The following is a 25,928-nucleotide window of genomic DNA, read 5'->3' on the forward strand; positions in this document are numbered from 1 at the left end:
ACCTGGCGGGCAATCGTCCGATCAGCGCCAGAACCTGCGGCGGCGCTCCGGCTCGGCGGTCTTTCCCGCCACGAACTCCCGCAGTACCTCCAGTGCCCGCGCCCAGAGCCTGTCCACGTCTCCCCCGGCCGTGATCTCCGCGACCAGGCCGTGCAACGGCGCGTGGGTCTCGCCCTGCCGACCGGCGATCAGGGTGCCGAGCCGGCTGGCCAGGTCAGCGAGCAGGTCGCGACGCTCCCACGGGGGCAATGCCACGTCCTTCTCCAGGCGCTGGACCTCCCGGGCGACGATCTCCCGCAGATCGGCGGGTTCCGCCGGCACGGGCATGGGCATCGGTGGCGGCACAGGCATCGACGCGGACTCGCGCATCCGCTTCGGCGCCGCGGCCCTGACCATCGGCGCGGCGGCCGCGACAGGCGGTGGCCCGCCGTAGCCGCCGCCCGGTGCGCCACCGGCGAAGCTCGGCGCCGCCATCGGCATCGCGAACCCCGGAGCCGGAAGCTCCCACCCCGCGGGCTGCTCGACCGGCTGCACCACCCGGTGCACCGTCCCGTCGGACACCACCCGCTCGTCCACCGCCACGAACGCGGTGAAGCGGCACAACACACCGAACTTCAACGAAGTCTGGACGATCGACGACTCGAGCGCCCGGTCACCGACCGCGTACCGGTCCTCCAGGTCACGCAGTGCGGCACGGGCCCACTGCGCCCGGACGGCCGGCGACGTGTGCCGCTGAACGGCGACCGTCTCCTGCCAGTCCGCGCCGTCCCTGGTCCGGCCGCGCACGCTGAACGACTCCGGCGCCGCACCCCGGTACCGGCCGAAGGCGACCAGCGGCACGCCCGGATAGATGGCCGTGGGCTGCCGGGGCAGGTCGGACGAAGGCGACACCACGACGTCGGTGATGACGGGCGCGCCGATGCGCCGCTGGATGTGCGTCATCGCCTCGTCCAGCCGGTCCTCGCTCTCGACCAGTTCGCAGCGGCCCGCGCCGGCGGCAGCGAGCCTGCCGAGGAAGCCCGCGTTGACGGCCGTGTCGATGCCGACAGCGTGGATCCGCGTCCGGTTGATCATCGGCGCGATGTCGCGCAGCATCTGGTCCTCGTTGCCGACCTGGCCGTCCGTGACCAGCACGAGGACGGGGTCGCGCTCCGAGGTCGCGCCGGCGAGCAGGCTCAGGCCCTGCCGCAGCGGCTCGAACATCTCGGTGCCGCCGCGGGCCTGGACGGCCGCCAGGTGCTCGACGGCGCGGAAGCGGTGCCGGTCGGTCGCCGTGACCAGCGCCGAGCCGAGAGTGTCCGGCCGTTCGAGGCGGTCGTCGAAGGTGATCACGGAGAACGTGTCGTCCGCGGTCAGCGTGTCCACGATGCGAGCCGCCGCGCGCCTGGCCGCGACCATCTTCCAGCCCGACATGCTGCCGGAGCGGTCGAGCAGCAGCACGACGTCCCGTGCCCGGACCGGGACCTCGGGCTCGGGCGGCAGGACCGTCAGCTGGTAGGTGCCCTCGCCGCTGTCGTCCAGGTCGGGCACGCACACGACGGCGGAGCTGTTCCCCTGGTATGCCAGGCGAAGCACGAAGTCGCGGTCGACCCGCTCGCCCGGAGTGACCGTCACGGTGTTGCCCTTGGTGACCACCGTGTGCAGGCTCGACCGCACCTCACCGAGCTCCAGGCCGGCCGGGTCGATCTCGACGCCGACGCCCAGCCGCACGGGGTTCGGGAAGCCCGGCAGCAACACGGGCGGCGTGATGCGGGAGGCGTCCGGCACGACGTCCGTGTCCTGGGCGTACCCGTCACCGACGGACGGACCCGGCAGGGGCGTGCCCGGCACGTACCTCGGCGCCACCACCAGCGGGAACCGGAACGTGGCCGCGCCGTCCTCGAAGACCAGCGGCCCCACCAGGGTCAGCTCGACGGTGACCCGTTCACCGGCCGGGATGTTGCCCACGCGCATGGTGAAGACGTCGGGCCGTTCTTCCTCCACTATGGACGCTCTCTTGCCTGCCGCGATCGCGTCGTCGTAGGTCTGGCGGGCCTGTGCGCGTTCCTGGAGGTCGGCTTCCACGGTGCGGTCGCCGGCGGTCATCTTCATGCCGGTGACGGCGGCGCGATCCGGCAACGGGAACACGTAGGTCGCTTCGAGAGCGGTGTCGTAGGTGTTCACGAACCCGGTCGACAGCACGACGCGGCCGACGAGGCCGGTGATCGTCGCTCGCACGTCGAGCCGCTCCAGCGGCAGGTTGCCGCGCTCGGTGCGCAGCGCGCCGATACCCGCGTCCTCGGTCGTCCGGCCGATGCGGTCGGCTTCGGCGGCCTTCATCGGGGCGACGGAGATGGTCATGGCGAGTCCCTTTCGTTGAGCAGGCCACGGGCGGCGAGCAGGTCGAGCAGTGGCCGGGCGGCGGCGGCGATGTCGGCGCGGTCGGCGGCGGTCGGCGTCCCCGGCACGAGGACGACGGCACCTCCGCCGAGGGCGACGCCGTTGAGCGCGAACGCCTCCGGAGGTGCGGGTGGAGCGGGCGGCGCGGCAGCGGGTTCGGCCCAGAACCTCGGGCGAACGGCTTCCGGCGGCGATGCCTCGCCAGAGGCGAGCAGGTGCTCCGGGACGCGGGCGACGGCCGCCAGCGTCGTGTCGGTGGCGCCCGCGAGCTCGGCTTGGATGTCGGCCAGCGTCCTCCCCTGCGACTGAAGTCTCTTCACCGCCACGAGCTGGAGCAGGTGGCGCTTCTCGTACAACGCGGTGCGGCCGCGCATCGCCGATGGCCGGTCGACCAGCCCCGTCGTCGCGTACCAGCGGACGGCCCGCTTGTCGGGCACGTCCCGGACGCGGCCGTTGGGCGCGCCCGAGTACTCCGCCGTCAGCGCGGCGGAGACACGGTCCAGCAACTCGTCGAGCGTCCACACCCCTCAATAGTGACACTGCAACAATGACAGTGTCAACGTCGGAAACCTGATGATGTTCACGCCCGGTAGCCGGGTAGGGTCCAGCGCGTCCGCGTGCCCCTGTAAGCCCCCAACATGAGGACGGAGAGCACGAGTGACCACGGACGAGGTCGGCACCCTGACCGACCACAGCGCCGAGTTAGGCCGCTTGAACACCAAGAAGGCCCAGATCGTCTACGCGCTGGAGCACATGCCGCGCGGCGGCACGGTCGAGGACGTTCGGCGTTGGCTGCACAAGCAGGGCCAGGTGGTACCGACCGCTTCCCACGCCAGGACGATCGTGAACGAGTGGCGTGCCCGCAACGGCATGACCGACACGAGCGGTCACGTACTGCTGACACCGGAACTGATCGCCGAGCTCGACAAGGCTGAGGCCCCCTCCCCCGAATCCCCCGTGGAGCCCGCGGAGCCCTCCAAGCCCGCCGGCGCCAAGGGTTTCTACGCCGTCGCGCTGATGAGCATCGGCGTCAGCGTCGACACCTCGTGGCGGTTCTTCGAGCAGCGGCTGGGCATCACCGACGTCGTCGAGCGGGTCGTGCTGTTCTCCGTGATGGAGGCGGCGCTCGTCGCGTGCGGGTGGGCGATGCGCGGTGGCGTGCGCCGGGACGGCCGTCCCGGACCCGCCCGCCTCGTGGCGTGGGCGCTGACCGCGTTCGCCGCCTTCGCGGCCTTCAGCCTGTCCGGCCCGGTCGCCGGTACCGCCCGTGTCCTGCTCGGACCGGTGCTCGGCCTGGTGATGCTGCACCTCGCGCTCGGCATCGAGATCCGCGCCTCGCGTCAGCGCACGACGACGTGGGCACGCGTGGGCCGTGAGCTTCGGGAACGGCTGTTGTCGTTGCTGGGTCTGGGCGACGACCACCGGGACGCCGCGGCGCGTACCCGTGACAAGGCCGCGTTGCGTGCCGCGAAGCTGGCCATCGCCAGCCGGTGGACGCCGCGCCGGAAGGCCCGTCTGCGCAAGGCGCTGCACGCGTCGCACGTCGCGCACGACCCCGTGCAACGCGACCGGATGCTGCGCGAACTCGGCGTGCTCCAGCACGCGGACGAGCTCGCCAAGATCTCGCAGCCGTCGCCGTGGTGACTCCCGTCCTGATCTCCGACACCGGACTGGCCTCGGAGATCGCCGGCCTGATCAACCGCGTGTACGCCGAGGCGGAGGCGGGGATCTGGCAGGAAGGCAGCGCCCGGACCACCCCGGCGGAGGTGGCGGAGCTCATCGCCACCGGGCAGATCGCGGTGCTCAGGTCGGATGAGCGCGTCGTGGGTTCGGTGCGCGTGCACGAGATCGAGGACGGCGTCGGCGAGTTCGGAATGCTGGTCGCCGCGCCGGAGGAGCGCGGCACCGGCATCGGCCGCGACCTCGTGTCGTTCGCCGAGAACTGGGGCCGCGAGCGCGGGTTCGCGGAGATGCAGCTGGAACTCCTGGTACCGCAAGGATGGGCGCACCCGGTCAAGGAGTTCCTGCGCGGCTGGTACACGCGGATCGGCTATCAGGTCGTGCGCAAGGACAGCCTGGAAGACGCGTATCCGTTCCTGGTGCCGCGCCTGGCGTGTCCGTGCGACTTCCTCGTCTTCCGTAAAGATCTCGATCCCAGTAAGTGAACTCTCAACCGGTTTGATCGAGGTGCGAGGTACCGTCCGCCTCCTAAAGCCGAGTTAGAGGAGACGAACCGTGCGTCGTCGTATGCGTGGCACCGCCGTGGCCGCGATCGCGCTGACCAGCCTCATGGTGGTGAGCGCCTGCGCGAAGGACTCCGGTGGTGGCACCACGCCCACCGGTTCCGGCAGCGCCTGCGAGTTCTCGACGCCGCCCACCGCGCCCGCCACGTCGAGCACCAGCGCCGCGAGCGGTGACAAGGTCGACGGCAGCGCGTTGAAGATCGGCCTGGCCTACGACATCGGCGGCCGTGGCGACGCGTCGTTCAACGACCTCGCCGCCGCCGGTTTCGACCAGGCGATCAAGGACATGGGCGTCAAGAAGGAGAACACCCGCGAGCTCTCCGCCGCGCCGAACGAGGACGAGGCCGCGAAGCAGACCCGCCTGCGCCAGCTCGCGTCCGAGGGCTTCAACCCGATCGTCGGCGTCGGCTTCGCGTACACCGAGTCGCTCAAGGTCGTCGCGCCGGAGTTCCCGAACGTCAAGTTCGGCCTGGTCGACTCCGCCGTCGAAGGCGCCGCGAACGTCACGCCCCTGGTCTTCGCCGAGCAGGAGGGCGCGTTCCTCGCGGGCGTCGTCGCCGCGTACCAGAGCAAGAACTGCCACGTGGGCTTCGTCGGCGGCGTGGACATCCCGCTGATCCAGAAGTTCGAGGCGGGCTACAACCAGGGCGCGCGCACCGCGGCACCCAAGGTGAAGATCGACAAGAAGTACATCACCCCGGCCGGCGACTTCACCGGCTTCCAGGACCCGCCGAAGGGCCAGGAGGCCGCGAAGGGCCTGATCGACAAGGGCGCCGACGTCGTCTACCCGGCAGCGGGGGCCTCCGGCATCGGCGTGTTCGCCGCGGTCAAGCAGGCGGGCGTGCTCGCGATCGGCTGCGACGCCGACCAGTACAACCAGCCGGCGCTCGCCGCCAACAGGGACGTCATCGTGGCGTCGAGCCTCAAGCGCGTGGACGTCGCCGTCTACGACTTCTTCCACGCGGCCGCCGCTGACAAACTCGCGTCGCTGCCCAAGGTCTTCGACCTGAAGGTCGACGGCATGGGGTACGCCACGTCGGGCGGGAAGATCGACGCGAAGCTGCAGGGCATTCTCGAGGGTTACAAGAAGGACATCGTCGACGGCAAGATCAAGGTCGCGGACACGCCGTAGTGCTCACGCCGGTGGGGTTCGCCGAACCCCACCGGCCGCCGTGTGGATACGCGGGCGATATGAGCCATCGCTTAGCCTCGCAGCGACGGGCTGGGGAGGCTTGCGTGGACAGGGCACCAGGTTTGAGCGTCCGCCTCAAACTCACCATCAGCTACGCCGGCTTCCTCGTGGTCACCGGCATCCTGCTGATGGCCGCGGTGCTCGCCTACTACACGTACTTCCTGCCCAGCGGCTGGATCCTCACCCCCACCGGCGACTTCATGATCGACCGTGGGCGGCTCCTCGGTTCCTTCGCCCCGTTCATCATCGGCGTGCTGTGCTTCCTGCTGGTGTTCGGGCTCCTGGGCGGCTGGTTCCTGGCCGGGCGCATGCTCGCGCCGCTCGACCGCATCACCAACGCGACTCGGGTCGCCGCTGCCGGCTCGCTCTCGCATCGCATCGCACTGCCGGGACGCTCGGACGAGTTCCACGAACTCGCCGACGCCTTCGACGCCATGCTGGCGCGGTTGGAGACGCACGTCGCCGAGCAGCAGCGGTTCGCGGCCAACGCCTCTCACGAGTTGCGCACCCCGCTGGCCGTCACTCGGACGTTGCTCGACGTCGCCCGCAAGGACCGCGACTCCGATGAGCTCGTCGACCGGTTGCACTTCGTCAACGCGCGGGCGATCGACCTGACCGAGGCGCTGCTGTTGCTCAGCCGGGCCGATCAGCGGTCGTTCACCAAGGACCGGGTCGACCTGTCGCTGGTCGCCGAGGAGGCCACCGAGACGTTGCTTCCCTTGGCGGAGAAGCACGGTGTCACCATAGAGACGGCCGGCGACCTCGCGTTCGCCGTCGGGTCACCCGCGCTGTTGTTGCAGGTCACGACGAACCTCGTGCACAACGCGATCGTCCACAACCTCGCCGAGCGCGGCACCGTCCGGATCATTGCCGCGGCCGGGCCCGCGTTCGTCACGCTCACCGTGGAGAACACCGGTGAGCAGCTCACGCAGCATCTCGTGTCGACGCTGACCGAGCCGTTCCAGCGCGGTGCCGAACGCGTCCGCCGCCATCACGCGGGGGTCGGGCTCGGGCTGGCGATCGTCAAGAGCATCACCCGCGCGCACGACGGCACGCTCACCCTCACGCCTCGGGCAGGTGGCGGGCTTCGCGTCACGGTGCGACTGCCTGCCGCACCGTGACTTGCCGGGTCAGCCGATCGGGAAGTCGAAGTAGGTGTCCGGATAGGGCTCGTCGATCAGCGTGTAGTGCCACCATTCGCTGTCGTAGCGGTGGAACCCGCAGGCTTCCATGATGGAGCAGAGGTGCTGCCGGTTCGCCGTTTCGGCCTCCGTGATCCCGAACGCGCCGTGGTGCGAGATCGGGTCCATCAGGTCGTGGTCGCCGCCCATCGGCACGAGTTCGCCGGTGATGAGGTGGTAGAGCGTCAGGTCGACGGTGCTGCCCCGGCTGTGACCTGATCTCCTTGCCACGTAACCCTGTTCGAACATCTCGGCCCTGGTGATGTTCGGGTGGAACCGCGCCTTCGTCCGCCCGTCCTCGGGTTGGTCCGCCCAGCGCAGGAAGCAGTCCACGGCCCGTTGCGGGCGGTAGCCGTCCCACAGCAGCAGGCCGAAGCCGAGCGACTCGGCCTTCTCGTGCGCCTTCTCCAGGGCCACGGTCAAGGCGCGAGTGCCGACGACGCGGTTGACGAGATAGCCGTCTACGGGTTTGCCGGTGAAGTTGTCCCATGTGGCGTACTTGGCGTCCCAGCGGATTCCCGGCGCGCACTCGTCCACGAAGACGAAGTCCGGGTTCACTGGAACCTTCCCGTCAGCGCCAGCGACACCAGCCGGTCGATCACGTCACCGAGCGACAGGCCCGCGGCCGCCATCATCCTCGGGTAACGGCTGTAGGACGTGAGGCCGGGCATGGTGTTGACCTCGTTGAGGACGACTTTTCCCTCCGACGTCAGGAACATGTCCACCCGGGCCAGGCCCGAGCAGCCCAACGCGCGGTAGATGACCTTCGCCGTCTCCTGGACGAGTGCGCGCGACTCCGCAGGGATGTCCGCGGGCACGATGAACGTCGAGTTCTCCGAACCGGCCTCGGGCGTGCTTTCCTGGTGGATGCGGAAGAAGCCGTGGGTCAGCGCGACGCGGTCCAGTTCGCCGGCGATCAGGTCGAGGTCGTCGCCCAGGATCGAACAGCCGATCTCGCTGCCGGCCACGGCCTCCTCGATCAGCACCTTCGAGTCGTACTGCCGGGCGACCTCCACCGCGACCGCCAGTTCGTCCTCTGTGGACACCTTGGTGACGCCGAAGGACGATCCGGAGCGGGCAGGTTTGACGAACACCGGGTAGGTGAGCTCGCCGGGTTCGATCTTCTCGTTCGGCGTCACCGTCCAGAAGTTCGGTGTCGCGACGCCGGCGCTCCTGGCGACGACGTACGTGAGCGACTTGTCCATGCACAGCGCGGAACTCTGGACGTCGCACCCGATGTACGGGACACCCGACAACTCCAGCAGGCCCTGCGTCGCGCCGTCCTCCCCCAGCCTGCCGTGCAGCACCGGGAACACGACGTCCAGGCCGATCGGCTCGAACCGGTCCTCGTCCAGGACGAGCAGGCCGCCGCGCGAGAGCACGACCGGGCGGCCGTCTCCCGCGTCCGGGCCGTCGCACAGCGTCCAGTCGCCGCCGCGCGTGATCTTGATCCAGAACGGGTCGTACTTCGCGGTGTCTAGGCTTCGCGCGACCTCCTGCGCGGACTTCACCGAGACGGGATGTTCCTCGAACGATCCGCCGAAGATGATCCCGATCTTCACCTTGGTCATGCGTTTCCCCCGTTCTCGAAGTTCAGGCAGTTGATGAGACTGTTCTCCACGGTGTCGCTCAGGGCGTGGTCCGTGTAATAGGCCGTGTGCGGACTGACGAGCACGTTCGGCATTCTTTGCAGCCGCGTCAGCGGTTCGCTGTCGATCTCGCGGGCACGGCAGTCGGTGTAGAAGATTCCTTCTTCGCCTTCGACGACGTCCACTGCCGCTCCGCCCAGGCTGCCGCTTTCCAACGCCTCGACCAACGCTTTGGTGTCGATGAGCGGGCCGCGTCCGGTGTTGATGACGACCGCGCCCTGTTTCATCAGCCCGATGCGGTCGCGGTCGAGGAGGTGATGTGTTCCCGCGTTCAACGGCGTGTGCAGCGTGACGATGTCGCACAGCCGCAGCAGTTCGTCCAGCGGCACGTAGTCGGCCGAGTTGCGCGGCCTGCTGTCGTGGGCCAGCACGCCACAGCCGAAGCCGCGCAGCCGGTCCAAGACCGCCACGCCGATGCGCCCGGTGCCGATCACCCCGACGGTCAGGTCGCGCAGTTCCCTGCCACGCACGGCCTGAAGCCGGTAGTCGTGCAGGTCAGCGCGCCTGAGGACGGACTTCATGTCGCGGATGACCATCAGCATCAACATCACCGTGTAGTCGGCGACGCTGTCAGGTGAGTAGGCGATGTTCCCGACGGTGATGCCGACGCTCTCGGCGTGCTCGACGTCGATGTGGTCGAACCCGACGCTTCTGGTGGAGACGTACCGCACGCCGGCACGGCTGAGCGCGGAAAGCGTGGAGCGGGTGACTCGGGTTTTGTGGCCGATGCTGACGCACTGGTTTCCGAGTGCCAGTTCAGCGTTGGCCTCGGATACCGCTTCTTCCGTGATGGTCGGTGTCACGCCGCAGCGGGGTGCCATTTTCCGGAACAGGACGGCCTCGTCCTGCCCGCACCCGTAAATCGTGATGCCCGTTGCCATGTGCCTCAGTCAAGACAGCACGGCGTTGCCGGTCCGTATGCGATTTTCGATATACCGGCGATATAGCCGCTATTCGGCCGTGGACACCATCAGACCGATGGCGGCGGGCAGCTCGACGCGCAACTGGGCGACGCTGTCCGCGTTGCCCGCCAGGTGGTTCAGCAGCGCCCGCTGGAAGATGCCGTCGAGCGTCACGTAGATCATGCCGGGCGAGACGGCGACCGTGCCGCCGACCAGTTCGGCGTAGCGGCTGACCACGCGCCACACCATGTCCTCGCGGTGGCCGTCGATCTCCAGCACGTCGGCGCGGAACGACTCGTCGAACAGGCTCTGGTTGCGCAGGTCGTACCAGAGGCGGTGCAGCGTCGCGTCCTGGCCGAGGGTGTCGAAGAACATCGCCACGAACTCGTCGCGCAGCTGATCCGCGGTCGCGGAAGTGGCCACGACCTCGTCGTAGCGCGTCACGCAGACGACCTCGTACTGGCGGACGGCCTCGGTGATCAGGTCGCGCTTGTCCGCGAAGTAGTAGTGCAGGACGCCGTGGGAGAACTCGGAGTTCTGCGCTATCTCCCGCAGGCTCGTGCGGGCGTACCCCAGTTCGGCCAGCGTGTGCAGGGTCGCCACGGCAAGCTCGGTCCGCCGGGCGTCGAACTTGTCGACCTGCCGGCGGGTGATGCGGTCCTGCTTGCGCGAAGCGACATCCGTCACGCCTCGGATCCTAACGCTCACTGGGACAAACCTTGACCATTCGTCCAAAAAATCTTGGACAGTCGTCAAAGAAAAACTTGACGACTGTCAAGGAAAAGCTAGGGTGTGAGCCATCTCACCGAGGAGGCGACTCAATGACGAGTTATCAGCTGAGCGGGCGAAAAGCGCTGGTCACCGGGGGTGCGCGAGGTCTGGGCGCGGGCATGGCCCAGGCTTTGGCGCAGGCCGGCGCGGCGGTTCTGATCGGCGACGTCCTGGAGGAAGAGGGCAAGCAGACCGCCCAGGCGTTGCGTGACTCGGGCGCCACGGCGGAGTTCGTTCCGCTGGACGTCACCGACGACGCGAGCTGGGCCTCAGCGGTGAGCACGGCGGTCGACGCGATCGGCGGCCTCGACATCCTCGTGAACAACGCGGGCATCGAGATCACCAGCCTGATCACCGAGCTCGACCCCGCCGACATCCGCAAGATGCTCGACGTGAACGTCCTGGGCACCGCCCTGGGCATGAAGCACGGCCTGCGCGCGATGCGTCCCGGTGGCGCGGCGGGCAACGGCGGCTCGATCATCAGCGTCGCGTCCGTCGCGGCGACCATCGCGTTCCCCGGCATCAGCGTCTACTCGGCGACCAAGTCCGCCATCGACCGGCTGACCAGGGTCGCGGCCGCGGAGTCCGGCAAACTCGGCTACGGCGTGCGCGTCAACTGCATCTACCCCGGCCTCACGCCCACCGCCATGGGCAACCAGCTGGCCGTCGACTGCGCCCGGCTGGGCCTGTTCCCGTCGGTCGAGGCCGCCGTCGGCGCGGTCGTGGAGCTCACGCCGCTCGGCCGCCTCGGGCAGGTCGACGACATGGCCGACGCGGTGGTGTTCCTCGCGTCCGACGCCTCGAAGTTCATCACCGGAGCGGGTCTTCCGGTCGACGGCGGAATGGGGATGTGACCGTGCCCACCGACAAGCCTGTCGTCGTCTACGGAGCCTCCGGCTACACCGGACGCCTGATCTGCGAGTACCTGCGCGAGTACGGCATCGGGTTCCTCGCCGCCGGCCGCGATGGCAAGAGGGTCAAGGAGACCGTGGACGCCGTGCCCGGCATCGACACGGTCTCCTACGAGATCGCGGAGGTCGAGCACACCGAGGCGGCGCTGACCGAGGCGTTCACCGGAGCCAAGGTCGTGCTCAACACCGTCGGCCCGTTCTCCCGCTACGGCCACGAAGCGGTGCGGGCGAGCCTGAACGTCGGCGCGCACTACACCGACACCAACGGCGAGCAGGACTGGATGATCGACGCCGACGCTCAGTACGGCGCCGAGTTCGCCAAGCAGGGCCTGCTCCTCTCCCCCGGCATCGCGCAGATGTACACGGTCGGCGAGATCGCCGCACAGATCTGCCTGGAGCAGCCCGGACTGGACACTTTGGACATCGGGGTGTTCTGGAAGGGTTATCCCACCGTCGCTTCCACCAACACCATCCTCACGAACGCCGCGTTCTCGAAGGCCTTCTACCTGGAGCAGAACGAGTACGTCGAGTGGCCCGCCGACGCCGGTCTCTACGAGCTCGTCGTGCCCGGCCAGCACGAGCTGGGCCTGGCGCTGCCGTGGGGCGGAACGGCCCATCCGGTGTGGTTCAAGAGGGATCCGCGCGTCGCGTCGGTGCGGGCGCTCGGCGGCGTGTTCAACCGGCCGTTGATGCAGGGTGTGCCGCAGATCGTCGCGGCGGCGCTGGAGCAGATGGAAGGCAAGTCGGACAAGGAGAAGTACGAGATCGTCGACGCGTTCTCCGCCCAGGTGCGCAGTGAGATGCCGCCGCGCGAGAACCCGCGGATCAACATCTCGCTGGACTCCGTGCACGCCTCGGGTCCGCTGGGCCGCGCGCATTGCGTGATCCACGGCAACTGCAACTACAAGCAGACGGCGTTGCTGAACGTGCACGCCGCCGTGCACCTGTTGCAGGACGCGCCTCGCCGCGTCGGGTTCGCGTCCGGCTGCCAGGCGTTCGGGCACCGGGAGCTGCTCGGCGCGCTGCGGTCGTTCGGCCTGGTGCTCGACCCGATCGTCGAAGTGCACCGCTGATGCGCCTCTGCGACTACCTGGACAAGGGCGCGTCGCTCGGGGGCGACGCGCCCTGCCTGACCATCGGCGGGGTCTCGCAGAGCTACGCCGAGGTGCAGCAACGCTCCCGTGCGATCGCGGGAGCGTTGCAGGGCAGCGGAATCGGCCCCGGCGACCGGGTCGCGGTGCTGTCGGCGAACGACCCGCTCGCGCTCACCTGCGTCTTCGGCATCTCGCGGGCCGGTGCGGTGTGGTGCCCGGTCAACCCGCGCAACGAGGCGGCGGAGAACCGCGAGCTGCTCGACCTGTTCGGGTGCCGGTGCCTGTTCTTCCAGGCGAAGTTCACGCCGCTAGTCGACCGGATCAAGGGTGACCTGCCCGCGCTGACCACGCTGGTGTGCCTGGACGGCGAGGTGGAGGGCGCGGTCACGTTCTCCGACTGGCTTTCCGAGCACGGACGTGAGCCGGAACCGGTCTCCGTGGCCGACGACGACCTCTGCGTGCTGGCGGGCACCGGTGGCACGACCGGACGCCCCAAGGGCGTGCGCCTGACCGGGCACAACCTGGAGACCGCGACCGCGCTGACGCTGATGAGCTACCCGTTCAGCGCCCGGCCGCGCTACCTCGCGCTCGCCCCGCTCACGCACTCGGCGGGCGTGCTCACGTTCCCGATCATGTCGCTGGGCGGCGAGACGGTGATCATGCCCGCGCCGGACCTCGGCGAGTTCCTGCGGCTGATCGAGCACCACCGCATCACGCACGCGTTCCTGCCGCCGACCGTGATCTACGGCCTGCTCGACCACCCCGCCCTGGACTCGACGCAACTCGGTTCGCTGCAATGCCTCTGGTACGGCGCCGCACCGATGTCCCCGGTGCGGCTCACCGAGGCGTTGCACCGAATCGGGCCCGTGATGGGGCAGCTGTTCGGGCAGACCGAGGCGCCGAACATGATCGCCACCCTCGCCCCTGCCGACCACTTCCTGCCCGACGGGTCGATCGCGGTCGACCGGCTGTCGTCCGCGGGCAGGCCCACGCCGCTGACCCAGGTCGCGATCATGGCCGCGGACGGCACGCTGCTGCCGCCGGGTGAACGCGGCGAGATCGTCGTGCGCGGGCCGTTGGTGATGGCCGGATATCACGAGAATCCGGCCGCCACGGCCGAGGTGAGTGCTTTCGGCTGGCACCACACCGGTGACATCGGGTACCTCGACGCGGACAACTACCTGTTCATCGTCGACCGCGCCAAGGACATGATCATCACGGGCGGCTTCAACGTGTACTCGGCCGAGGTCGAGCAGGCGTTGCGGGCGCATCCGGCGGTCCAGGACAGCGCAGTCGTCGGACTGCCCGACGCCAAGTGGGGCGAGCGGGTGACCGCCGTGGTGCAGCTGCGGGTCTCCGGCCACGCCGACGCCGACGCGTTGATCGCGTTCGTGAAGGAGCAGCTGGGCAGTGTGAAGGCGCCGAAGCAGGTGGAGATCTGGCCGGACCTGCCGCGGTCCAAGGTGGGCAAGGTGCTCAAGGCCGAGATCAGGCAACAGCTGACCTCCGGGCCCTGAGCTCGGCGAGGTGCTCCTCGAACGTGCCCGAGGCCTCGGTGAACGGCCCCTGCGGCAGCAACGCGCCACCGGTCATGGCCTTGCCGACCCGGCCGGGCAGCCGCACCGGGATGAGGATCTTGCGGTCACCTCGCGCCTCGGCGATCTGCTTCGCCATGTCCTGCATCCACAGCTCCCGAGGCCCGGCGATCGGCGGCACGTACCGCCCGCCGGGCCGTCCCACCAGCTCCACCAGCCTCCTGGCCACGTCGGCCGTCGCGACCGGGCGGCACAGCATCTTCGGCACCACGACGAACGGGCCGCGTGCGTCGAGCAGCGGTTCGGCGAACTCGTGGAACTGGGTGGCGCGCAGGATCGTCCACGGCAGCGGACCACCGCTGACCAACTCCTCCTGCCGGCGTTTGCCCATGTAATAGCCCGCGTCCACCTTGTCGACGCCCACAATGGACAGCGCCAGGAAATGGCCGGCCCCTGCCCGCACGCCCGCGTCGAGCAGGTTGGTGGTCACGGTGCCGAAGAACCTGACGGCCGCCTTCTTGCTCAGCAGCATCTGGTTGCTGACGTCGATGATCGCCTCGCAGCCCTTCAGCCGCTCCACGAGCCCGTCCCCGGTCATCAGGTCCACACCGGCCCCTCGGGACAGCACCACGGCGTCGTGCCCAGACCGTTCCAGCTCACGCACCACGTGCCGGCCGACCGCACCCGTTCCCCCAGCCACTGCCACTCGCATCGCCGTTCTCCTCTCCTGACCTGGTCATCAGTGGGACGAGGTGGCGCGCCGATTCGTGACAGACGGCCGGTCACGAGCTGACAATTTCCTCACAGGTGGTTGGCACCACGACCACCACCGCGACGAAGGCCCCGCACCCGCCCGCGGTCGAGTACGCCCCGCAGGTGCCCGAACGCTCGACAGGAACGTCTTCACACTGACCACTTCGGACGGTGTGCGTCTGTCCGCAATGGAACTCGGGAGCGGCGATCGCGGTGTCCTGCTGTCCCACGAGCAGGGCTACTACATGTGCTCGTGGCTGGGCGAGGAACTGGCCGCGGCCGGGTATCACGTCGTGCTGTTCGAGTACCGCAACCACGGCGCGTCGGAGATGTCCGAGGACTACAGCGGCAACATGATCAAGGAGACGCGGAGCGTCAGAGGCGGCGGGACTTCATCGACTCCGCCTTCCGAGGCTGAGCGGAGATCGACGGGTAGCGTTCAGGCCGTGGAACCTGTTGCGCTGCCGTTGGGACGTCCTCGAGAAGAGCGGGCCGATGCCGCGCGCAACCGTGCCCATCTGATCGCGGTGGCCCGGGAGATGGTCGCGGAGCTGGGCGTCGACAAGGTCACGATGGACGGGCTCGCCGAACGCGCCGGCCTCGGCAAGGGCACCGTGTTCCGGCGCTTCCGCACCCGTGCGGGCATCTTCCACACCCTGCTGGACGAGGAGGAGACGCTCTTCCAGCAACGAGTGATGGCCGGGCCGCCGCCGCTGGGACCCGGTGCACCGGCGGCCGAGAGGCTCACAGCCTTCGGGCGGGCACGGCTCGAGTTCCTGGTCGAGCACATCGCCCTGGCGCGCGCCTCGCTGGACCCCGGCCAGCCCGTCCCCGCCGGGGACAGCCCCTCGCTGTTCCACGTCCACATGCTCCTCACCGAGGCATGTCCGGACGAGGCCGCCAGCGGCACGCTCGCACTTCAGCTCGTCGCCGCGCTGGAGGGGCCGATCCTGCTCTACCTCCAGACGCAGGACGGCGACGCGCCCGACCCGGGAGCCGTGGTGCACAACCTGATCACCAGCTGGCAGGTCCTGGTCGAGCGCGTCTGCCGCTAGCGGGCCCTCACGGTGAAACGGTCGATCGTCAGCGCGCCCGCGTCCAGCCGCAGGCCGAGAGCCGGTGCCCACCCCGCGACGACCGACGGATCCACGGCGGACCCGATCGGCGCGGAACGCAGCAACGTCCACCGGTTCGCGTGCTGCTGCCAGCTGGTCAGCTGACCGTTCTCGACCACCACGGCCAGCCGGTCGCCCGGCGCCCAGGTCAGGCTCGCGCAGCAGCCGCCGGTGGCCTCGTCGCCCCTGCGCAGGCCGTCCACGGTCACGTCGACGCCCGAAGCCTTGCCCGCGTTGTTGAACCACGCCAGGGCGAAGTCGCGGTTCCCGGCGGTCTGGCCGAGGAACAGGCTGTCCTCGGGAGCCGAGCCCGCGAACGACCGAGGTTCGACCACGACAGCGGTCCCGCGTGCGTCACCGGTCACCGGCGCGGCCAGCACCGCACCGGCGCGACTGCCGGCCGAGGCGGTCAGCACGCCGTCCGCGACCTGCAACGTCGGCGGCGGTTCGCCGAACGGGCCGTCCACGCGGTAGGAGGCCAGGCCGGAGTCGAACGTGTCGTCCCACACGACGGTGCCGTAGTCAGCGGGATCGAACACGGTCTGCGCCGAGCTCAACGAAGACGTCACGCCGCTGTCGCCGGAAACCGTTGCCAGCAAACGAATCGGTGCGCGCTCACCCAACCGCAGGCCCGCAGGTGCCGTGACGCGCCACCGGGTGACGAGACTTCGGCCCGGCGCGAGCTGCGAGGCGTACGCCGAACTGAGCGGCACCGCGTTCCATCCAGCAGGCACCGCGAGCGTTGCCCGGACACCGCGCAACGGTTGCTGCGCCTGCAAAGTCGTGGTCGTCTCGACCCCACCGGCACGAACGGCGAGATCATCCGGCAGCGACGCGTGCAGGCCACGGACAGCCGAGCGCCAGGACGAGAACGACGTGATGCCCACAGCTCCGCCATCAGCGCGCCGCGGCAGGATCCGCACCCGGCTGGCGGTCAGCGCCGGTTGCACCAGGACGCGGTTCACCTGACGAGCCACAGGTTGCGCGGGAATTCTTCGCTGGCCCGGTACGTCCCGCCATTGGCCGTCCCAGTACTGGAGATCGAACGCCGTCGGCACCCGCACTCCCCCGCCGTCGTCGTAGAACACGACGCGCAGGTCGGAGATCTGGGTCGGCGCACCGAGGTCGACCTCCAGCCAGTCCGCGGAGTTCGGGCTGCCGTACGACGTCCAGCGCGTGCCGGGCACGTCGAGGTGGAAGTCCTGGCCGTCGATCGCCTTCGTCGGCGGGTCCGCGCTGTAGCTGTGGGACGCACGGGCGGTGGGCAGTCCGGTCTGGCTGACGTTCGCGAAGTCATCGACCAGTTCCGGCACGTCCGCCGAACTGCGCGCCGGGATGGTCAGGCGCACCGCGGCCAGACCTGCCTGGGTGTGGGTGAGCCTGCCGTCGACCCATACGCGCAGACCGGCGCCCTTGCCATAGCGGCTGCCGTCCCTGTCCCACACCACCGTGAGGTTGTGGCCGTGGTACGGCACGTTCTCGACGGCGAAGTGGTTCCACGAGTCCGGGACGAGCGGCGCGATCGACACCGTGGCGCCGAGCTGCGGCCGGATGCCGAGCAGGCCGGACAGCACGTTGTCGTTGAACGTCGAGTGGTTGTAGTCCTCGCTGTGCCCCTTGCCGTCGTACAGCCAGCGGTTCTCGTCGGGGTGGTGCGCCTCCGCGACGTACGGTTCGCCGTTCTTGCGCTGGGTCAGGGCGTAGCCGCGCAGCACCGCGAGGTAGTCGTCGCGGTCGACGTAGGGCTGGCTCGGATAGTCGATCAGCAGGTTCGCCAGCGCGGTCAGGGTCTGGCTGGTGGCGAACGGCCAGCTGGGGCCGTTCCAGCGGCAGCACCCGTTGAGCGCGTCGCGCATGAACCACGGGCTGCGGCGTTCGGCGGTGGTCGGGCCGTAGGGCGACGCGAACCCCTGCGGATCGGTCAGCTGTGCCCAGGCCGCGCTGTTCGCCGCCGGTGGCATGTGGAAATACCACGGCACGAAGCCGATCTCCTCGCGGTCGGCGAGCTTCGTGCGGCCGGGATTGTCGTCGCGCATGACGTGCTTGTAGAACTTGCCCGCGTCGTCCCAAAGCCACCGCTCCTGGTTGGCGCGCAGCGCGTCGGCGGCCTGGTCGAACGGACGCGCGCCCGCGACGTCACCCCGTGCCCTGAACAGCTGCGCGATCGCCCGCGCGTCGCCGTACTGGTAGGCGTTCAGGGTCGGCCGGAAGCCGTCGCCGCCGTGGTAGGGATCGGGGCTCTGGTAAGAGCTGGCCGTGTACTCCATCGCGTCCCACACCGGCGTCTGCCAGTAGAGCCCGAGGTCCTGGTTCAGCTGCGGCGACCAGCGCTGCCACTGCCGGACCAGCTCGGGCAGCCGGTCGGTCGCGAACTGCGAGCGGCCGTCGACCGCGGCACGGGCGGCCACGGCGTCGGCGGCCCAGAACGAGTACTGGTGGGCCCAGTCGGTGGTGTTCTTGTTCAGGAAGTCGGTCGCGGGCTTCGGACCGGCGCCCGACCCACGCAGCCAGTAGTCGACGTAGTCGTCGAGATAGCGGTGATCACGCAGCCAGCGACCCTCGTAGACGTGATGTCCCGCCGCGGCGACGATTCCGCCGTTCGGCGCCGAGTAGCCGACCGGGCCGAGGAACTCCGAGACGATCCAGCCGTCTTTCGGACCGGTGTACTTGAGCGCCTCGCGGTAGGTGCGCCAGCGGTAGTAGTAGGTGTCGCGGATCTCCCGGTCGGGGAGGTCCACGAACGGGATGTTCGCCTCGTACCAGGCCGGCTCCGGGACGTTCCCCAGCAGCTCGGCGTGGTCGAGGAAGTTCGTCCCGGCACCGACAGCCGGGTACAGGTCGGGCGCCACAGCGCGGTCCTGCCGCGCCACCGCCGGCAGGGTCGAGATCGATAACGCCGCCACCACGAGCATCGTCATTGACACGCGCATGAGCCCATTGAAGTGGGAGCGCTCTCAACGCGCAAGACTCAACGCAGTCCGACATACCTCCACAGGATCTCGAACATCGGCGATCGTCGCCGCCGCGAGAGCCGCCGCCGCGGCGAAACCGGGGTCGCCCAGCACGCGCGTCACGGCGTCCCTCAGTCCGTCCACGGAGGACGGCCGGACGATCACACCGCTGCCCTGCCGCGCGACCCGGCTGGCCATCTCCCACTGGTCGCCACCGCCGGGCACGACCACGACGGGAACCCCGGCCCGCAACGCCTTGACCAGCATCCCGTGCCCGCCGCCGCACACCAGCACCGAGGCCTGGCGCAGCAGTTCGTCCTGCTTGCCCGGCCCCGACCGCACCCACTGCGGCAGAGCGGCCGGAGCCGGGGCGAACGTGGACACCACCGCCCGCACGTCCATGTCCCGCAACGCTTCCAGGGTCATCTCGGCCATGCTCCCGACCCCGGTCCAGGCCGTCGAGGGAGCCACCATCACCAGCGGGGCATCACCCGGTGGCGGGCTCAGCGTCTTCCGGCTCGCCTCCCACAGCAGCGGCCCGACGACGTGGGCGTCGCGCGGCCAGTCCGGGCGCGGCACCTCCAGCGCGGGCAGCGTCGCGATCAACCGGGCGGCCGGGCCGGGCTCCTTCGCGCTGAGGCCGATCCGTTGCCGCACAACGGCACGCTGCCGTTCCCCCTGACGCAACGACCTGGCCGTCATCGCGCGGAGCACCGCGTCCCGGAGCCTGCCGCGCACACCGGTTCCGGCAGCCAGTCCGCTGCCCATCGGCGGCAGCCACTTCGACGGCTCGTACAGCGGATGCGGCGACAACTGGACCCACGGCACGCCGAGCAGTTCCGCGGCCATGCTCGCGCCGAGGGCGAGAACGTCGCACACCACCAGATCCGGTTCCAGCGCGGCGAGTTGGGGAGCGAGCGCGGACGCCAGCACCGCGGCCTGATCGTGCAGCGCGCGGCCGAGATCCGGCACGTCGCGCAGGTCGTCCAGCGACAGGCCGGGCACCCGCGAGGCCGTGATCCCCTCGGCGGTGGCGGGCTCGACCCAGCGGTCGCCGGTCAGCAGGATCGGGGTGTCCCCGGCCTCCGTGAACCGCAGGCACAACGCGATGGCCGGAACCACATGACCGGGATCGCCCCCGGAGACAACCACGACTCGCACGGGCAGATCCTGCCCTGTTCTTCCAGCCTGTCCAGCGTTGGTGTTGGCTGGACCTCATGGACCAGGCTCGCTGGCAGACGTACTGGGACCGCAAGTCGGCGACCTACGACGCCGAGATCGGCGTCCTGGACCGCCGGGTCTTCGGCGACTCGCGCCAGTGGGCCTGTTCCCAGGCATCCGGGGAGGTGCTGGAGGTCGCCGTCGGCACCGGCCTCAACCTGCCGCACTACCCCTCCGGCGCCACGGTGACCGGCCTCGACCTGAGCGAGCAGATGCTCGGCCTCGCCCGCACCCGTGCCGCGGATCTGGGCCGGGAGGTGACGTTGCGGCAGGGCACCGCGCACGCCCTGCCGTTCGACGACGGCTCGTTCGACACGGTCGTGTGCACGCTCGGCCTGTGCGCGATCCCCGACCACGAGACCGCGGTCGCCGAGATGGTCCGGGTGCTGCGGCCGGGCGGACGGCTGATCCTCCTCGACCACGTCGCCAGCACGTCCCGTCTCGCGCGCGGCGTGCAATGGCTGGTGGAACGGATCACGGTTCCGATGGCCGGCGAGCACTTCCTGCGCCGTCCACTGCACCTGGTCGAGGCCCGCGGCCTGGTCGTCGAGCAACAGCAGCGCTTCAAGCTCGGCGTGGTCGAACGACTCGTCGCCCGCAAACCGGTCAGCAGCAGTGGTGACCCCGCCACGCCTCCCGGCCTTCCCTGACCGCCACGACGGCGATCACCAGCGCCGCCAGCGGGTCGGCCCACCACCAGCCGAACAGGCTGTTGACCACGAGCCCGACCAGCAGCACCGCCGACAGGTAGGTGCACAACAGCGTCTGCTTCGAGTCCGCCACCGCGCTCGCCGACCCGAGCTCGCGCCCGGCCTTGCGCTGGGCGTAGGACAGGCCGGGCATGACCAGCAGTGACACCGCGGCCAGCACGATGCCGACCGTCGAGTGCTCCGCCCGTTCGCCCTGCACCAACGACAGCACGGACTCGACCGTCACGTACGCCGCCAGCGCGAAGAACGACACCGCGATCACCTTGAGCGCCGTCCGTTCGCGCTTCTCGGGATCGCGTCCGGCGAACTGCCACGCCACGGCGGTCGCCGACGCCACTTCGATCACCGAGTCCAGCCCGAACCCGATCAACGCCGTGGAGCCCGCCACCGTGCCCGCCGCGAGCGCGATGACCGCCTCGACGACGTTGTAGGTGATCGTGGCGGCGACGAACATCCGGACCCGGCGCTGAAGCACGAGCTTGCGCTCGTCCACGGCGGGTGCGCAGCAGGCGTCATTCATCGACGCAGTCCGGTCCGGGCTCGACGGCCAGCACGACGTCCACGAGTTCGCTGATCGCGCGCTTCAGGTGCTGGTCCGCGAGCTCGTAGCGCACCTGCCGGCCCTGGTAGGTCGCGACGACCAGTCCGCAGCCGCGCAGGCAGGAGAGGTGGTTGGAGACGTTCGACCTGGTCAGCTCCAGCGTCTCGGCGAGCTGCGCGGGATAGCCGGGGCCGTCGAGCAGGGCGATCAGGATGCGGCACCGCGTCGGGTCCGCCAGTGCGCGGCCCAGCCGGGCGAGGGCCGCCTCCCGCGTCTCACAGGTCAGCATGGGCGGAACAGTACAGCCCTGGCTGTAATACAGCCAAGACTGAATAGTTGTTCAGGGACGGACGCGGTCGGTCGCGCAGCCGACGAGGAGCATCGCCAGGACGGCTGCGAGCGCGTGGTCGCCACTGAGCGCGCAGATGCACGCGAGTGTGATCCAGAGCACAAGCCTCATGAACCGAGGTTAGGGACCGTACGACGGAGATCGCATCTCATTTGGGAAAGGCTTGATGGTCTCTTAGGTGAAACTGATTCCGTGACGACGCGAGAGTTCTGGGATCGGCACGCCGCGACGTTCGACGACGAGCCGGACCACGGGCTTCGCGACCCACGGGTGCGCGACGCCTGGGCCCGCCTTCTGCTGCCGCTCGTCCCCGCGGCGTCCTCCGTGGTGGATCTAGGTTGCGGCACCGGCAGCCTGTCGGTCCTGCTCGCCGAAGCGGGTCACGACGTGCACGGCCTGGACCTGTCCGAACAGATGATGAAAGCCGCGCGAGCCAAAGCGTCAGACGTGTCCGCCAGCTTCACCACCGGCGACGCGGCTCATCCGCCGTACCCCAAGGCGTCGTTCGACGTCGTACTGGCACGGCACGTGCTGTGGGCGTTGCCGGATCCGGCGGCGGCGCTTCAGGAGTGGGCCTCGTTGCTCAAGCCGGACGGCGTTCTCCTGCTGGTGGAGGGCCGGTGGTCGACCGGGGCGGGACTGACCGCCGCGCAGACCAGTGAGCTGGTGCTCGGGGTGCGCGCGGAGGCCGTGGTCACGCCGCTGACGAGCGAGGACCTGTGGGGACGGCGGATCGAGGACGAGCGCTACCTGCTGGTCAGCCGACGGTGACCAGGCCGTCGAGCAGCAGCCGCAGCGCGAACTCGAACCGCTCGTGCCCCTCGCCGGCGTTCAGCGTGTCCGCGTGCTCCACGATGTGTGGGAAGCGACTGACCGGAAGCATCCGCAGCCGCGCGAGCATCTCGGCCCGGTCCGGCTGCCCGCCACGCAGCGACGTTTCGAACGTGTAGGCGCTGACGTAGAGGAGCACGGCGTCGATCGCCCACGCCGCCGACCGCGGTGACACGCCGCCGGCCAGGAAGATCGCGAGCAGGCCCTCGGTGATCCGGAGCGTGTCGAGGTTGGCGGGCGGAGCGGACAACGCGGCCCGCGCGATCCCCGGATAGCGCAGGAACTGGTCGCGCAGCTGACCGCAGACGTCGAGGACCTGCTCGCGCCACCGTTCCGCGTCGGGCGCGGGCGCCGACACGTTCCTGCTGAGCGTCCCGATGAGCAGGTCGTCGAGGTCGGCCTTGTTGCGCACGTGCGCGTAGAGCGAGGCGGGCCCGGTCTGGAGCGCGGCGGCGACGCGGCGCATGGTCAGCGCGTCGAAGCCCTCGGCCTCGACCAGCGCCAACGCCGTCGTGACGATGCGGCCGACCGTGATCGGCTCCTTGCGCGCCGGGGCGGGCTCCTGCTCCAGCTCGGCGATCTGGGTCGCCCACTCCTCGCGGGACTTGCGGTTCATGTGACCAGCCTACCAGTTGACTCGAACAGTGTTCGTATGTAGAACAGTGTTCGTGCCTACCTACGATCTCGCGCAGCCTGGACTGCGCTCACCGCGGTCGCTGCGAGAGGCGTGGATCGCCCTCGCCGGGCTCTCCGCGGTGTTCCTGTTCGAGATGCTCGACAACTCGATCCTCACCGTCGCCCTGCCCACGATCGGCCGCGACCTGCACGCCTCGACGACCGCGCTGCAGTGGGTGTCGAACTCCTACGCGGTCGTGTTCGGCGGCCTGATGCTGGTGTTCGGCGCCGTGGCGGACCGCGTCGGCCGCCGCCGCGTGATGCTCGCCGGACTCGTACTCCTCGGCCTCGCGAGCCTCGCGACCCTGTTCGTCACGTCCGTGAGCGGGCTCATCGCCGTGCGCTCGGTGATGGGCATCGCCGCCGCCATGACCACGCCGGGCTCGATCGCGCTGGCCTTCCGCCTGTTCCAGGCCGACGACCTCCGCGTCCGCGCGATGACACTCATCTCGACCGTGGGCCTGGCCGGCCTGGCGATCGGCCCGCCCCTCGGCGGCTTCCTGCTCGCCGTCGCCCCCTGGCAGGCGTTGCTGCTGATCAACGTGCCGATCGCGGTGCTCGCGTTCGTCGGCATCGGCCGCGGCATCCAGGCAGACACGGACCTGCACCGCAGTCCCGCCGACTACCTCGGCGGCCTGCTCGGCACCGCGACCATCGCACTCGCGCTGGTGGTTCCGACGCTCTTCGTAGAAGGCTCCTGGACCGCGTGGGCCGCCGCCGCACTGACCGTCGTCACCGCGGTCCTGTTCGTCGTTCGCGCGCGCACGGCCAGCCATCCGTTGCTCGATCTCAAGCTCGTCGCGCACCCGTTGGTCGCCAGCGGCCTCGCGTACAAGGCCGCGACCGGCTTGGCGGCGGCCGGCCTCACCTACCTCGTGACGCTCCAGCTTCAGCTCGACTGGGGCTGGTCCCCCGCACTCGCCGCCGCCGGCATGCTGCCGCAGGTCGCCGTCCTCATCGCCGCGGGCCCGCTGGTCAACCGCTTCGTGCGCTGGGCGGGCCTGGACCGGGCCGTGTGGCTCGGCGCGCTCTGCGTCGTCGCCGGACTGGCCGTCCACGCGCTGCTCGGCCGCCTCGGCTACGCACCGGTCGCCGTCGCGTTGGTGCTGGTCGCCATCGGTATCCGCGTGGTCGGCGCCGTCGCGGGCGTCAACGTCCTCAAGGGCCTGCCCGAGAACCGGACCTCCATCGGCGCCGCACTGGTCGACACCGCGTCGCAGGTTACGTCGGCCGCGGGTGTCGCCGTCAGTGGCACGGTGCTTGCGGTGCTGTTCACCGGCGGCATCGCGCAGCCGGGCTGGACCGGCGTGCAGACAGCGCAGTTCGAGCGGGCCGTCATGATCGGCGGCCTCGCACTCACCGCGATGGCCGCCGCGCTCGTCGGCTGGGCGTACTTCCGCGCCCGCCGCTAGTCCGTACGGCCCCACGGCCGAATTACTCCGGAAAGTTCTTGCAACGCTATGCCCGGTGTGCCTGCGGGTGCTACGACCTTCAGTGAACCCCTGCAGCAAGGAGACAACGTGGTTTCCTCGGCTTCGCGCACCCTTCTAGCGGTGCTGCTGATCGTCGGACTGTCCACACCGGTGCAAAGTCTTGCGGCGCCACCGGGCGCCAAGGACGTCACCGTCACCCTGTTCCAATGGCCGTTCGCCCGTGTGGCAACGGAATGCACGAACGTTCTCGGGCCCAAGGGCTACGGCTACGTCGAGGTCTCCCCCGCGACCGAGCACGTCCAGGGTCCGCAGTGGTGGACCAGCTACCAGCCCGTCAGCTACCGGATCGCCGGTCGGCTCGGCGACGAGAACGCCTTTCGCAACATGGTCACCACCTGCCACAACGCGGGTGTGAAGGTCATCGCGGACGCGGTGATCAACCACATGAGCGCCGGATCCGGCACGGGCACCGGCGGTTCCGGTTATTCGAAGTACAACTACCCCGGCTTCTACAGCGACTGGGACTTCCACCCGTGCCGCTCGGCGATCAACAACTACCAGGACCGCTACAACGTCCAGAACTGCGAGCTCGTCAACCTGTCCGATCTGGACACCGGCAGCGACTACGTGCGCGGGACGATCGCCGCGTACCTGAACCGGTTGATCGGCATGGGCGTGGACGGGTTCCGCGTCGACGCGGCCAAGCACATGGCGGCCGCGGACCTCGCCGCGATCAAGGGGAAGCTGAGCAACCCCAACGTGTTCTGGGTGCACGAGGTGATCTACGGCGCGGGCGAGGCGGTGCAGCCCGGCGAGTACACGGGGTCCGGTGACGTGGACGAGTTCCGGTACGCCTACGACGTCAAGCGGATCTTCCAGAACGAGAACCTGGCCTATCTGAAGACCTTCGGGCAGTCGTGGGGCTTCCTGCCGAGTGGCCAGGCCCGGCCGTTCGTCGACAACTGGGACACCGAACGCAACGGGTCCACGTTGACGTACAAGGACGGCTCGACCTACACGCTCGCGAACGTCTTCATGCTGGCGTGGAACTACGGTGCGCCACAGGTGTATTCGGGCTACGAGTTCACCGACAAGGACGCGGGTCCGCCCGGCAACTCGGTCTGCTACAGCGGCTGGAAGTGCCAGCACGCGTGGACGCAGGTCGCGAACATGGTGGCGTTCCGCAACACCGTGGCGGGCACCGACGTGAACAACTGGCAGGACAACGGGTTCGACATGATCGCGTTCGGCCGCGGCAACAAGGGATTCGTCGCGATCAACCGCGAAACGTTCCCGGTGAGCCGCACGTTCCAGACGGCGCTGCCGCCCGGAAGCTACTGCAACGTCCAGGAAAACGGCTGCGTCCGCGTGACCGTCGACTCCTCGGGCAGGTTCACGACGACGCTTGGCGCGGGAACCGCCCTGGCGTTGCACATCAACGCACGGTGAGACAACACCGGCTGTCCACCACTTCGCGTGGTGGACAGCCGGG

At 69.5% G+C, this 25,928-nt stretch carries 24 protein-coding genes; 12 read left to right on the forward strand and 12 right to left on the reverse strand.

Annotated elements, in window-relative coordinates; translation table 11 throughout:
• Positions 1-21: 21 nt before the first annotated feature.
• Together BM417_RS30060 and BM417_RS30065 are read right to left on the reverse strand one after the other, a co-directional pair.
• The gene (locus BM417_RS30060; protein WP_093601547.1) at positions 22-2,340 is read right to left on the reverse strand and encodes a VIT domain-containing protein; all 2,319 of its coding nucleotides are present in this window, start codon (positions 2,338-2,340) and stop codon (positions 22-24) included.
• Positions 2,337-2,903: a MerR family transcriptional regulator gene (locus tag BM417_RS30065; RefSeq protein ID WP_093601549.1), complete on the reverse strand. Its 567-nt coding sequence runs from the start codon at positions 2,901-2,903 to the stop codon at positions 2,337-2,339. Before BM417_RS30065 ends, BM417_RS30060 begins: the two co-directional genes overlap by 4 nt.
• Positions 2,904-3,036: 133 nt before the next feature.
• Between BM417_RS30065 and BM417_RS30070 the strand changes: the two genes are divergently transcribed.
• From BM417_RS30070 to BM417_RS30085, 4 genes are all read left to right on the forward strand, one after another.
• Positions 3,037-4,023 carry a hypothetical protein gene (locus BM417_RS30070; protein WP_093601551.1) on the forward strand — a complete coding sequence of 329 codons (987 nt, stop codon included), beginning with the start codon at positions 3,037-3,039 and terminating at the stop codon, positions 4,021-4,023.
• A complete protein-coding gene (locus BM417_RS30075; protein WP_245822247.1) occupies positions 4,020-4,544 on the forward strand; it encodes a GNAT family N-acetyltransferase in 525 nt (174 codons plus the stop codon). Before BM417_RS30070 ends, BM417_RS30075 begins: the two co-directional genes overlap by 4 nt.
• 82 nt (positions 4,545-4,626) lie before the next feature.
• Complete coding sequence (locus BM417_RS30080) at positions 4,627-5,754, forward strand: BMP family lipoprotein (protein WP_093601555.1); 1,128 nt, start codon at positions 4,627-4,629, stop codon at positions 5,752-5,754.
• Between the two features lie 104 nt (positions 5,755-5,858).
• Positions 5,859-6,935 (forward strand): sensor histidine kinase, encoded by a 1,077-nt coding sequence (locus tag BM417_RS30085; protein ID WP_218164603.1) that lies wholly within the window; start codon positions 5,859-5,861, stop codon positions 6,933-6,935.
• Positions 6,936-6,944: 9 nt separating this feature from the next.
• On the opposite strand, the gene vanX is transcribed toward BM417_RS30085, so the two are convergent.
• The 4 genes from vanX to BM417_RS30105 all read right to left on the reverse strand — a co-directional run bounded on the left by vanX (position 6,945) and on the right by BM417_RS30105 (position 10,233).
• The gene (gene vanX / locus BM417_RS30090; RefSeq protein ID WP_093601559.1) at positions 6,945-7,553 is read right to left on the reverse strand and encodes a D-Ala-D-Ala dipeptidase VanX; all 609 of its coding nucleotides are present in this window, start codon (positions 7,551-7,553) and stop codon (positions 6,945-6,947) included.
• Positions 7,550-8,566: a D-alanine--D-alanine ligase family protein gene (locus BM417_RS30095; protein ID WP_093601561.1), complete on the reverse strand. Its 1,017-nt coding sequence runs from the start codon at positions 8,564-8,566 to the stop codon at positions 7,550-7,552. Before BM417_RS30095 ends, vanX begins: the two co-directional genes overlap by 4 nt.
• The gene (locus tag BM417_RS30100) at positions 8,563-9,525 is read right to left on the reverse strand and encodes a D-isomer specific 2-hydroxyacid dehydrogenase family protein (RefSeq protein WP_177320680.1); all 963 of its coding nucleotides are present in this window, start codon (positions 9,523-9,525) and stop codon (positions 8,563-8,565) included. The genes BM417_RS30095 and BM417_RS30100 overlap by 4 nt, the downstream gene beginning before the upstream one ends.
• 69 nt (positions 9,526-9,594) lie before the next feature.
• A complete protein-coding gene (locus BM417_RS30105; protein ID WP_093601563.1) occupies positions 9,595-10,233 on the reverse strand; it encodes a TetR/AcrR family transcriptional regulator in 639 nt (212 codons plus the stop codon).
• A gap of 134 nt (positions 10,234-10,367) precedes the next feature.
• On the opposite strand from BM417_RS30105, the gene BM417_RS30110 reads away from it, so the two are divergent.
• Genes BM417_RS30110 through BM417_RS30120 form a run of 3 tightly spaced genes read left to right on the forward strand, consistent with a single transcriptional unit; the run spans position 10,368 to position 13,839 of the window.
• Complete coding sequence (locus tag BM417_RS30110; protein WP_093601565.1) at positions 10,368-11,171, forward strand: SDR family NAD(P)-dependent oxidoreductase; 804 nt, start codon at positions 10,368-10,370, stop codon at positions 11,169-11,171.
• Between the two features lie 2 nt (positions 11,172-11,173).
• The gene (locus tag BM417_RS30115) at positions 11,174-12,301 is read left to right on the forward strand and encodes a DUF5938 domain-containing protein (RefSeq protein ID WP_093602054.1); all 1,128 of its coding nucleotides are present in this window, start codon (positions 11,174-11,176) and stop codon (positions 12,299-12,301) included.
• Positions 12,301-13,839 carry an acyl-CoA synthetase gene (locus BM417_RS30120; RefSeq protein ID WP_093601567.1) on the forward strand — a complete coding sequence of 513 codons (1,539 nt, stop codon included), beginning with the start codon at positions 12,301-12,303 and terminating at the stop codon, positions 13,837-13,839. The genes BM417_RS30115 and BM417_RS30120 overlap by 1 nt, the downstream gene beginning before the upstream one ends.
• Here BM417_RS30120 and BM417_RS30125 read toward each other — a convergent pair.
• Entirely contained in the window at positions 13,811-14,569 is a 759-nt protein-coding gene (locus BM417_RS30125) for an SDR family oxidoreductase (protein WP_093601569.1), read from the reverse strand. The genes BM417_RS30120 and BM417_RS30125 overlap by 29 nt on opposite strands.
• A 229-nt stretch (positions 14,570-14,798) precedes the next feature.
• Between BM417_RS30125 and BM417_RS30130 the strand changes: the two genes are divergently transcribed.
• Positions 14,799-15,665 (forward strand): TetR/AcrR family transcriptional regulator, encoded by an 867-nt coding sequence (locus BM417_RS30130; RefSeq protein WP_245822248.1) that lies wholly within the window; start codon positions 14,799-14,801, stop codon positions 15,663-15,665.
• Here BM417_RS30130 and BM417_RS30135 read toward each other — a convergent pair.
• Both BM417_RS30135 and BM417_RS30140 read right to left on the reverse strand, forming a co-directional pair.
• Positions 15,662-18,655, reverse strand: coding sequence for an MGH1-like glycoside hydrolase domain-containing protein (locus BM417_RS30135; protein ID WP_245822249.1), 2,994 nt, complete (start codon positions 18,653-18,655; stop codon positions 15,662-15,664). The genes BM417_RS30130 and BM417_RS30135 overlap by 4 nt on opposite strands.
• 24 nt (positions 18,656-18,679) lie before the next feature.
• A complete protein-coding gene (locus BM417_RS30140) occupies positions 18,680-19,837 on the reverse strand; it encodes a glycosyltransferase (protein ID WP_093601573.1) in 1,158 nt (385 codons plus the stop codon).
• A gap of 56 nt (positions 19,838-19,893) precedes the next feature.
• On the opposite strand from BM417_RS30140, the gene BM417_RS30145 reads away from it, so the two are divergent.
• Positions 19,894-20,547 (forward strand): class I SAM-dependent methyltransferase, encoded by a 654-nt coding sequence (locus BM417_RS30145; RefSeq protein WP_093601575.1) that lies wholly within the window; start codon positions 19,894-19,896, stop codon positions 20,545-20,547.
• On the opposite strand, the gene BM417_RS30150 is transcribed toward BM417_RS30145, so the two are convergent.
• Together BM417_RS30150 and cmtR are read right to left on the reverse strand one after the other, a co-directional pair.
• Complete coding sequence (locus BM417_RS30150) at positions 20,504-21,127, reverse strand: cation diffusion facilitator family transporter (protein ID WP_093601577.1); 624 nt, start codon at positions 21,125-21,127, stop codon at positions 20,504-20,506. The genes BM417_RS30145 and BM417_RS30150 overlap by 44 nt on opposite strands.
• On the reverse strand, positions 21,120-21,437 hold the full coding sequence (gene cmtR / locus BM417_RS30155; RefSeq protein WP_093601579.1) for a Cd(II)/Pb(II)-sensing metalloregulatory transcriptional regulator CmtR: 318 nt from the start codon (positions 21,435-21,437) through the stop codon (positions 21,120-21,122). The genes BM417_RS30150 and cmtR overlap by 8 nt, the downstream gene beginning before the upstream one ends.
• A 252-nt stretch (positions 21,438-21,689) precedes the next feature.
• Here cmtR and BM417_RS30160 point away from each other — a divergent pair, with 252 nt between their 5' ends.
• Positions 21,690-22,268, forward strand: a complete 579-nt coding sequence (locus BM417_RS30160) for a class I SAM-dependent methyltransferase (RefSeq protein WP_093601581.1) — start codon at positions 21,690-21,692, stop codon at positions 22,266-22,268.
• On the opposite strand, the gene BM417_RS30165 is transcribed toward BM417_RS30160, so the two are convergent.
• Positions 22,255-22,944: a TetR/AcrR family transcriptional regulator gene (locus BM417_RS30165; RefSeq protein ID WP_093601583.1), complete on the reverse strand. Its 690-nt coding sequence runs from the start codon at positions 22,942-22,944 to the stop codon at positions 22,255-22,257. The two genes, BM417_RS30160 and BM417_RS30165, sit on opposite strands and share 14 nt — an antisense overlap.
• 52 nt (positions 22,945-22,996) lie before the next feature.
• Between BM417_RS30165 and BM417_RS30170 the strand changes: the two genes are divergently transcribed.
• Together BM417_RS30170 and BM417_RS30175 are read left to right on the forward strand one after the other, a co-directional pair.
• Complete coding sequence (locus tag BM417_RS30170; protein WP_322789000.1) at positions 22,997-24,415, forward strand: MFS transporter; 1,419 nt, start codon at positions 22,997-22,999, stop codon at positions 24,413-24,415.
• A gap of 108 nt (positions 24,416-24,523) precedes the next feature.
• Positions 24,524-25,885, forward strand: coding sequence for an alpha-amylase (locus tag BM417_RS30175; RefSeq protein ID WP_245822250.1), 1,362 nt, complete (start codon positions 24,524-24,526; stop codon positions 25,883-25,885).
• Positions 25,886-25,928 lie beyond the last annotated feature (43 nt).

Source organism: Lentzea waywayandensis (genome assembly GCF_900115955.1).
GTDB classification, from domain to species: Bacteria; Actinomycetota; Actinomycetes; order Mycobacteriales; family Pseudonocardiaceae; genus Lentzea; species Lentzea waywayandensis.

Excerpts from the sequence above, each read along its gene's own strand:
- BM417_RS30080 (WP_093601555.1), top strand. The coding sequence starts at position 4,627 with ATGCGTGGCACCGCCGTGGCCGCGATCGCGCTGACCAGCCTCATGGTG.
- BM417_RS30120 (WP_093601567.1), top strand. The coding sequence starts at position 12,301 with ATGCGCCTCTGCGACTACCTGGACAAGGGCGCGTCGCTCGGGGGCGAC.
- BM417_RS30125 (WP_093601569.1), bottom strand. The coding sequence starts at position 14,569 with ATGCGAGTGGCAGTGGCTGGGGGAACGGGTGCGGTCGGCCGGCACGTG.
- BM417_RS30060 (WP_093601547.1), bottom strand. The coding sequence starts at position 2,340 with ATGACCATCTCCGTCGCCCCGATGAAGGCCGCCGAAGCCGACCGCATC.
- BM417_RS30110 (WP_093601565.1), top strand. The coding sequence starts at position 10,368 with ATGACGAGTTATCAGCTGAGCGGGCGAAAAGCGCTGGTCACCGGGGGT.
- BM417_RS30145 (WP_093601575.1), top strand. The coding sequence starts at position 19,894 with ATGGACCAGGCTCGCTGGCAGACGTACTGGGACCGCAAGTCGGCGACC.
- BM417_RS30165 (WP_093601583.1), bottom strand. The coding sequence starts at position 22,944 with ATGAACCGCAAGTCCCGCGAGGAGTGGGCGACCCAGATCGCCGAGCTG.
- BM417_RS30095 (WP_093601561.1), bottom strand. The coding sequence starts at position 8,566 with ATGACCAAGGTGAAGATCGGGATCATCTTCGGCGGATCGTTCGAGGAA.
- BM417_RS30130 (WP_245822248.1), top strand. The coding sequence starts at position 14,799 with ATGGAACTCGGGAGCGGCGATCGCGGTGTCCTGCTGTCCCACGAGCAG.
- BM417_RS30135 (WP_245822249.1), bottom strand. The coding sequence starts at position 18,655 with ATGCGCGTGTCAATGACGATGCTCGTGGTGGCGGCGTTATCGATCTCG.
- BM417_RS30150 (WP_093601577.1), bottom strand. The coding sequence starts at position 21,127 with ATGAATGACGCCTGCTGCGCACCCGCCGTGGACGAGCGCAAGCTCGTG.
- BM417_RS30100 (WP_177320680.1), bottom strand. The coding sequence starts at position 9,525 with ATGGCAACGGGCATCACGATTTACGGGTGCGGGCAGGACGAGGCCGTC.
- cmtR (WP_093601579.1), bottom strand. The coding sequence starts at position 21,437 with ATGCTGACCTGTGAGACGCGGGAGGCGGCCCTCGCCCGGCTGGGCCGC.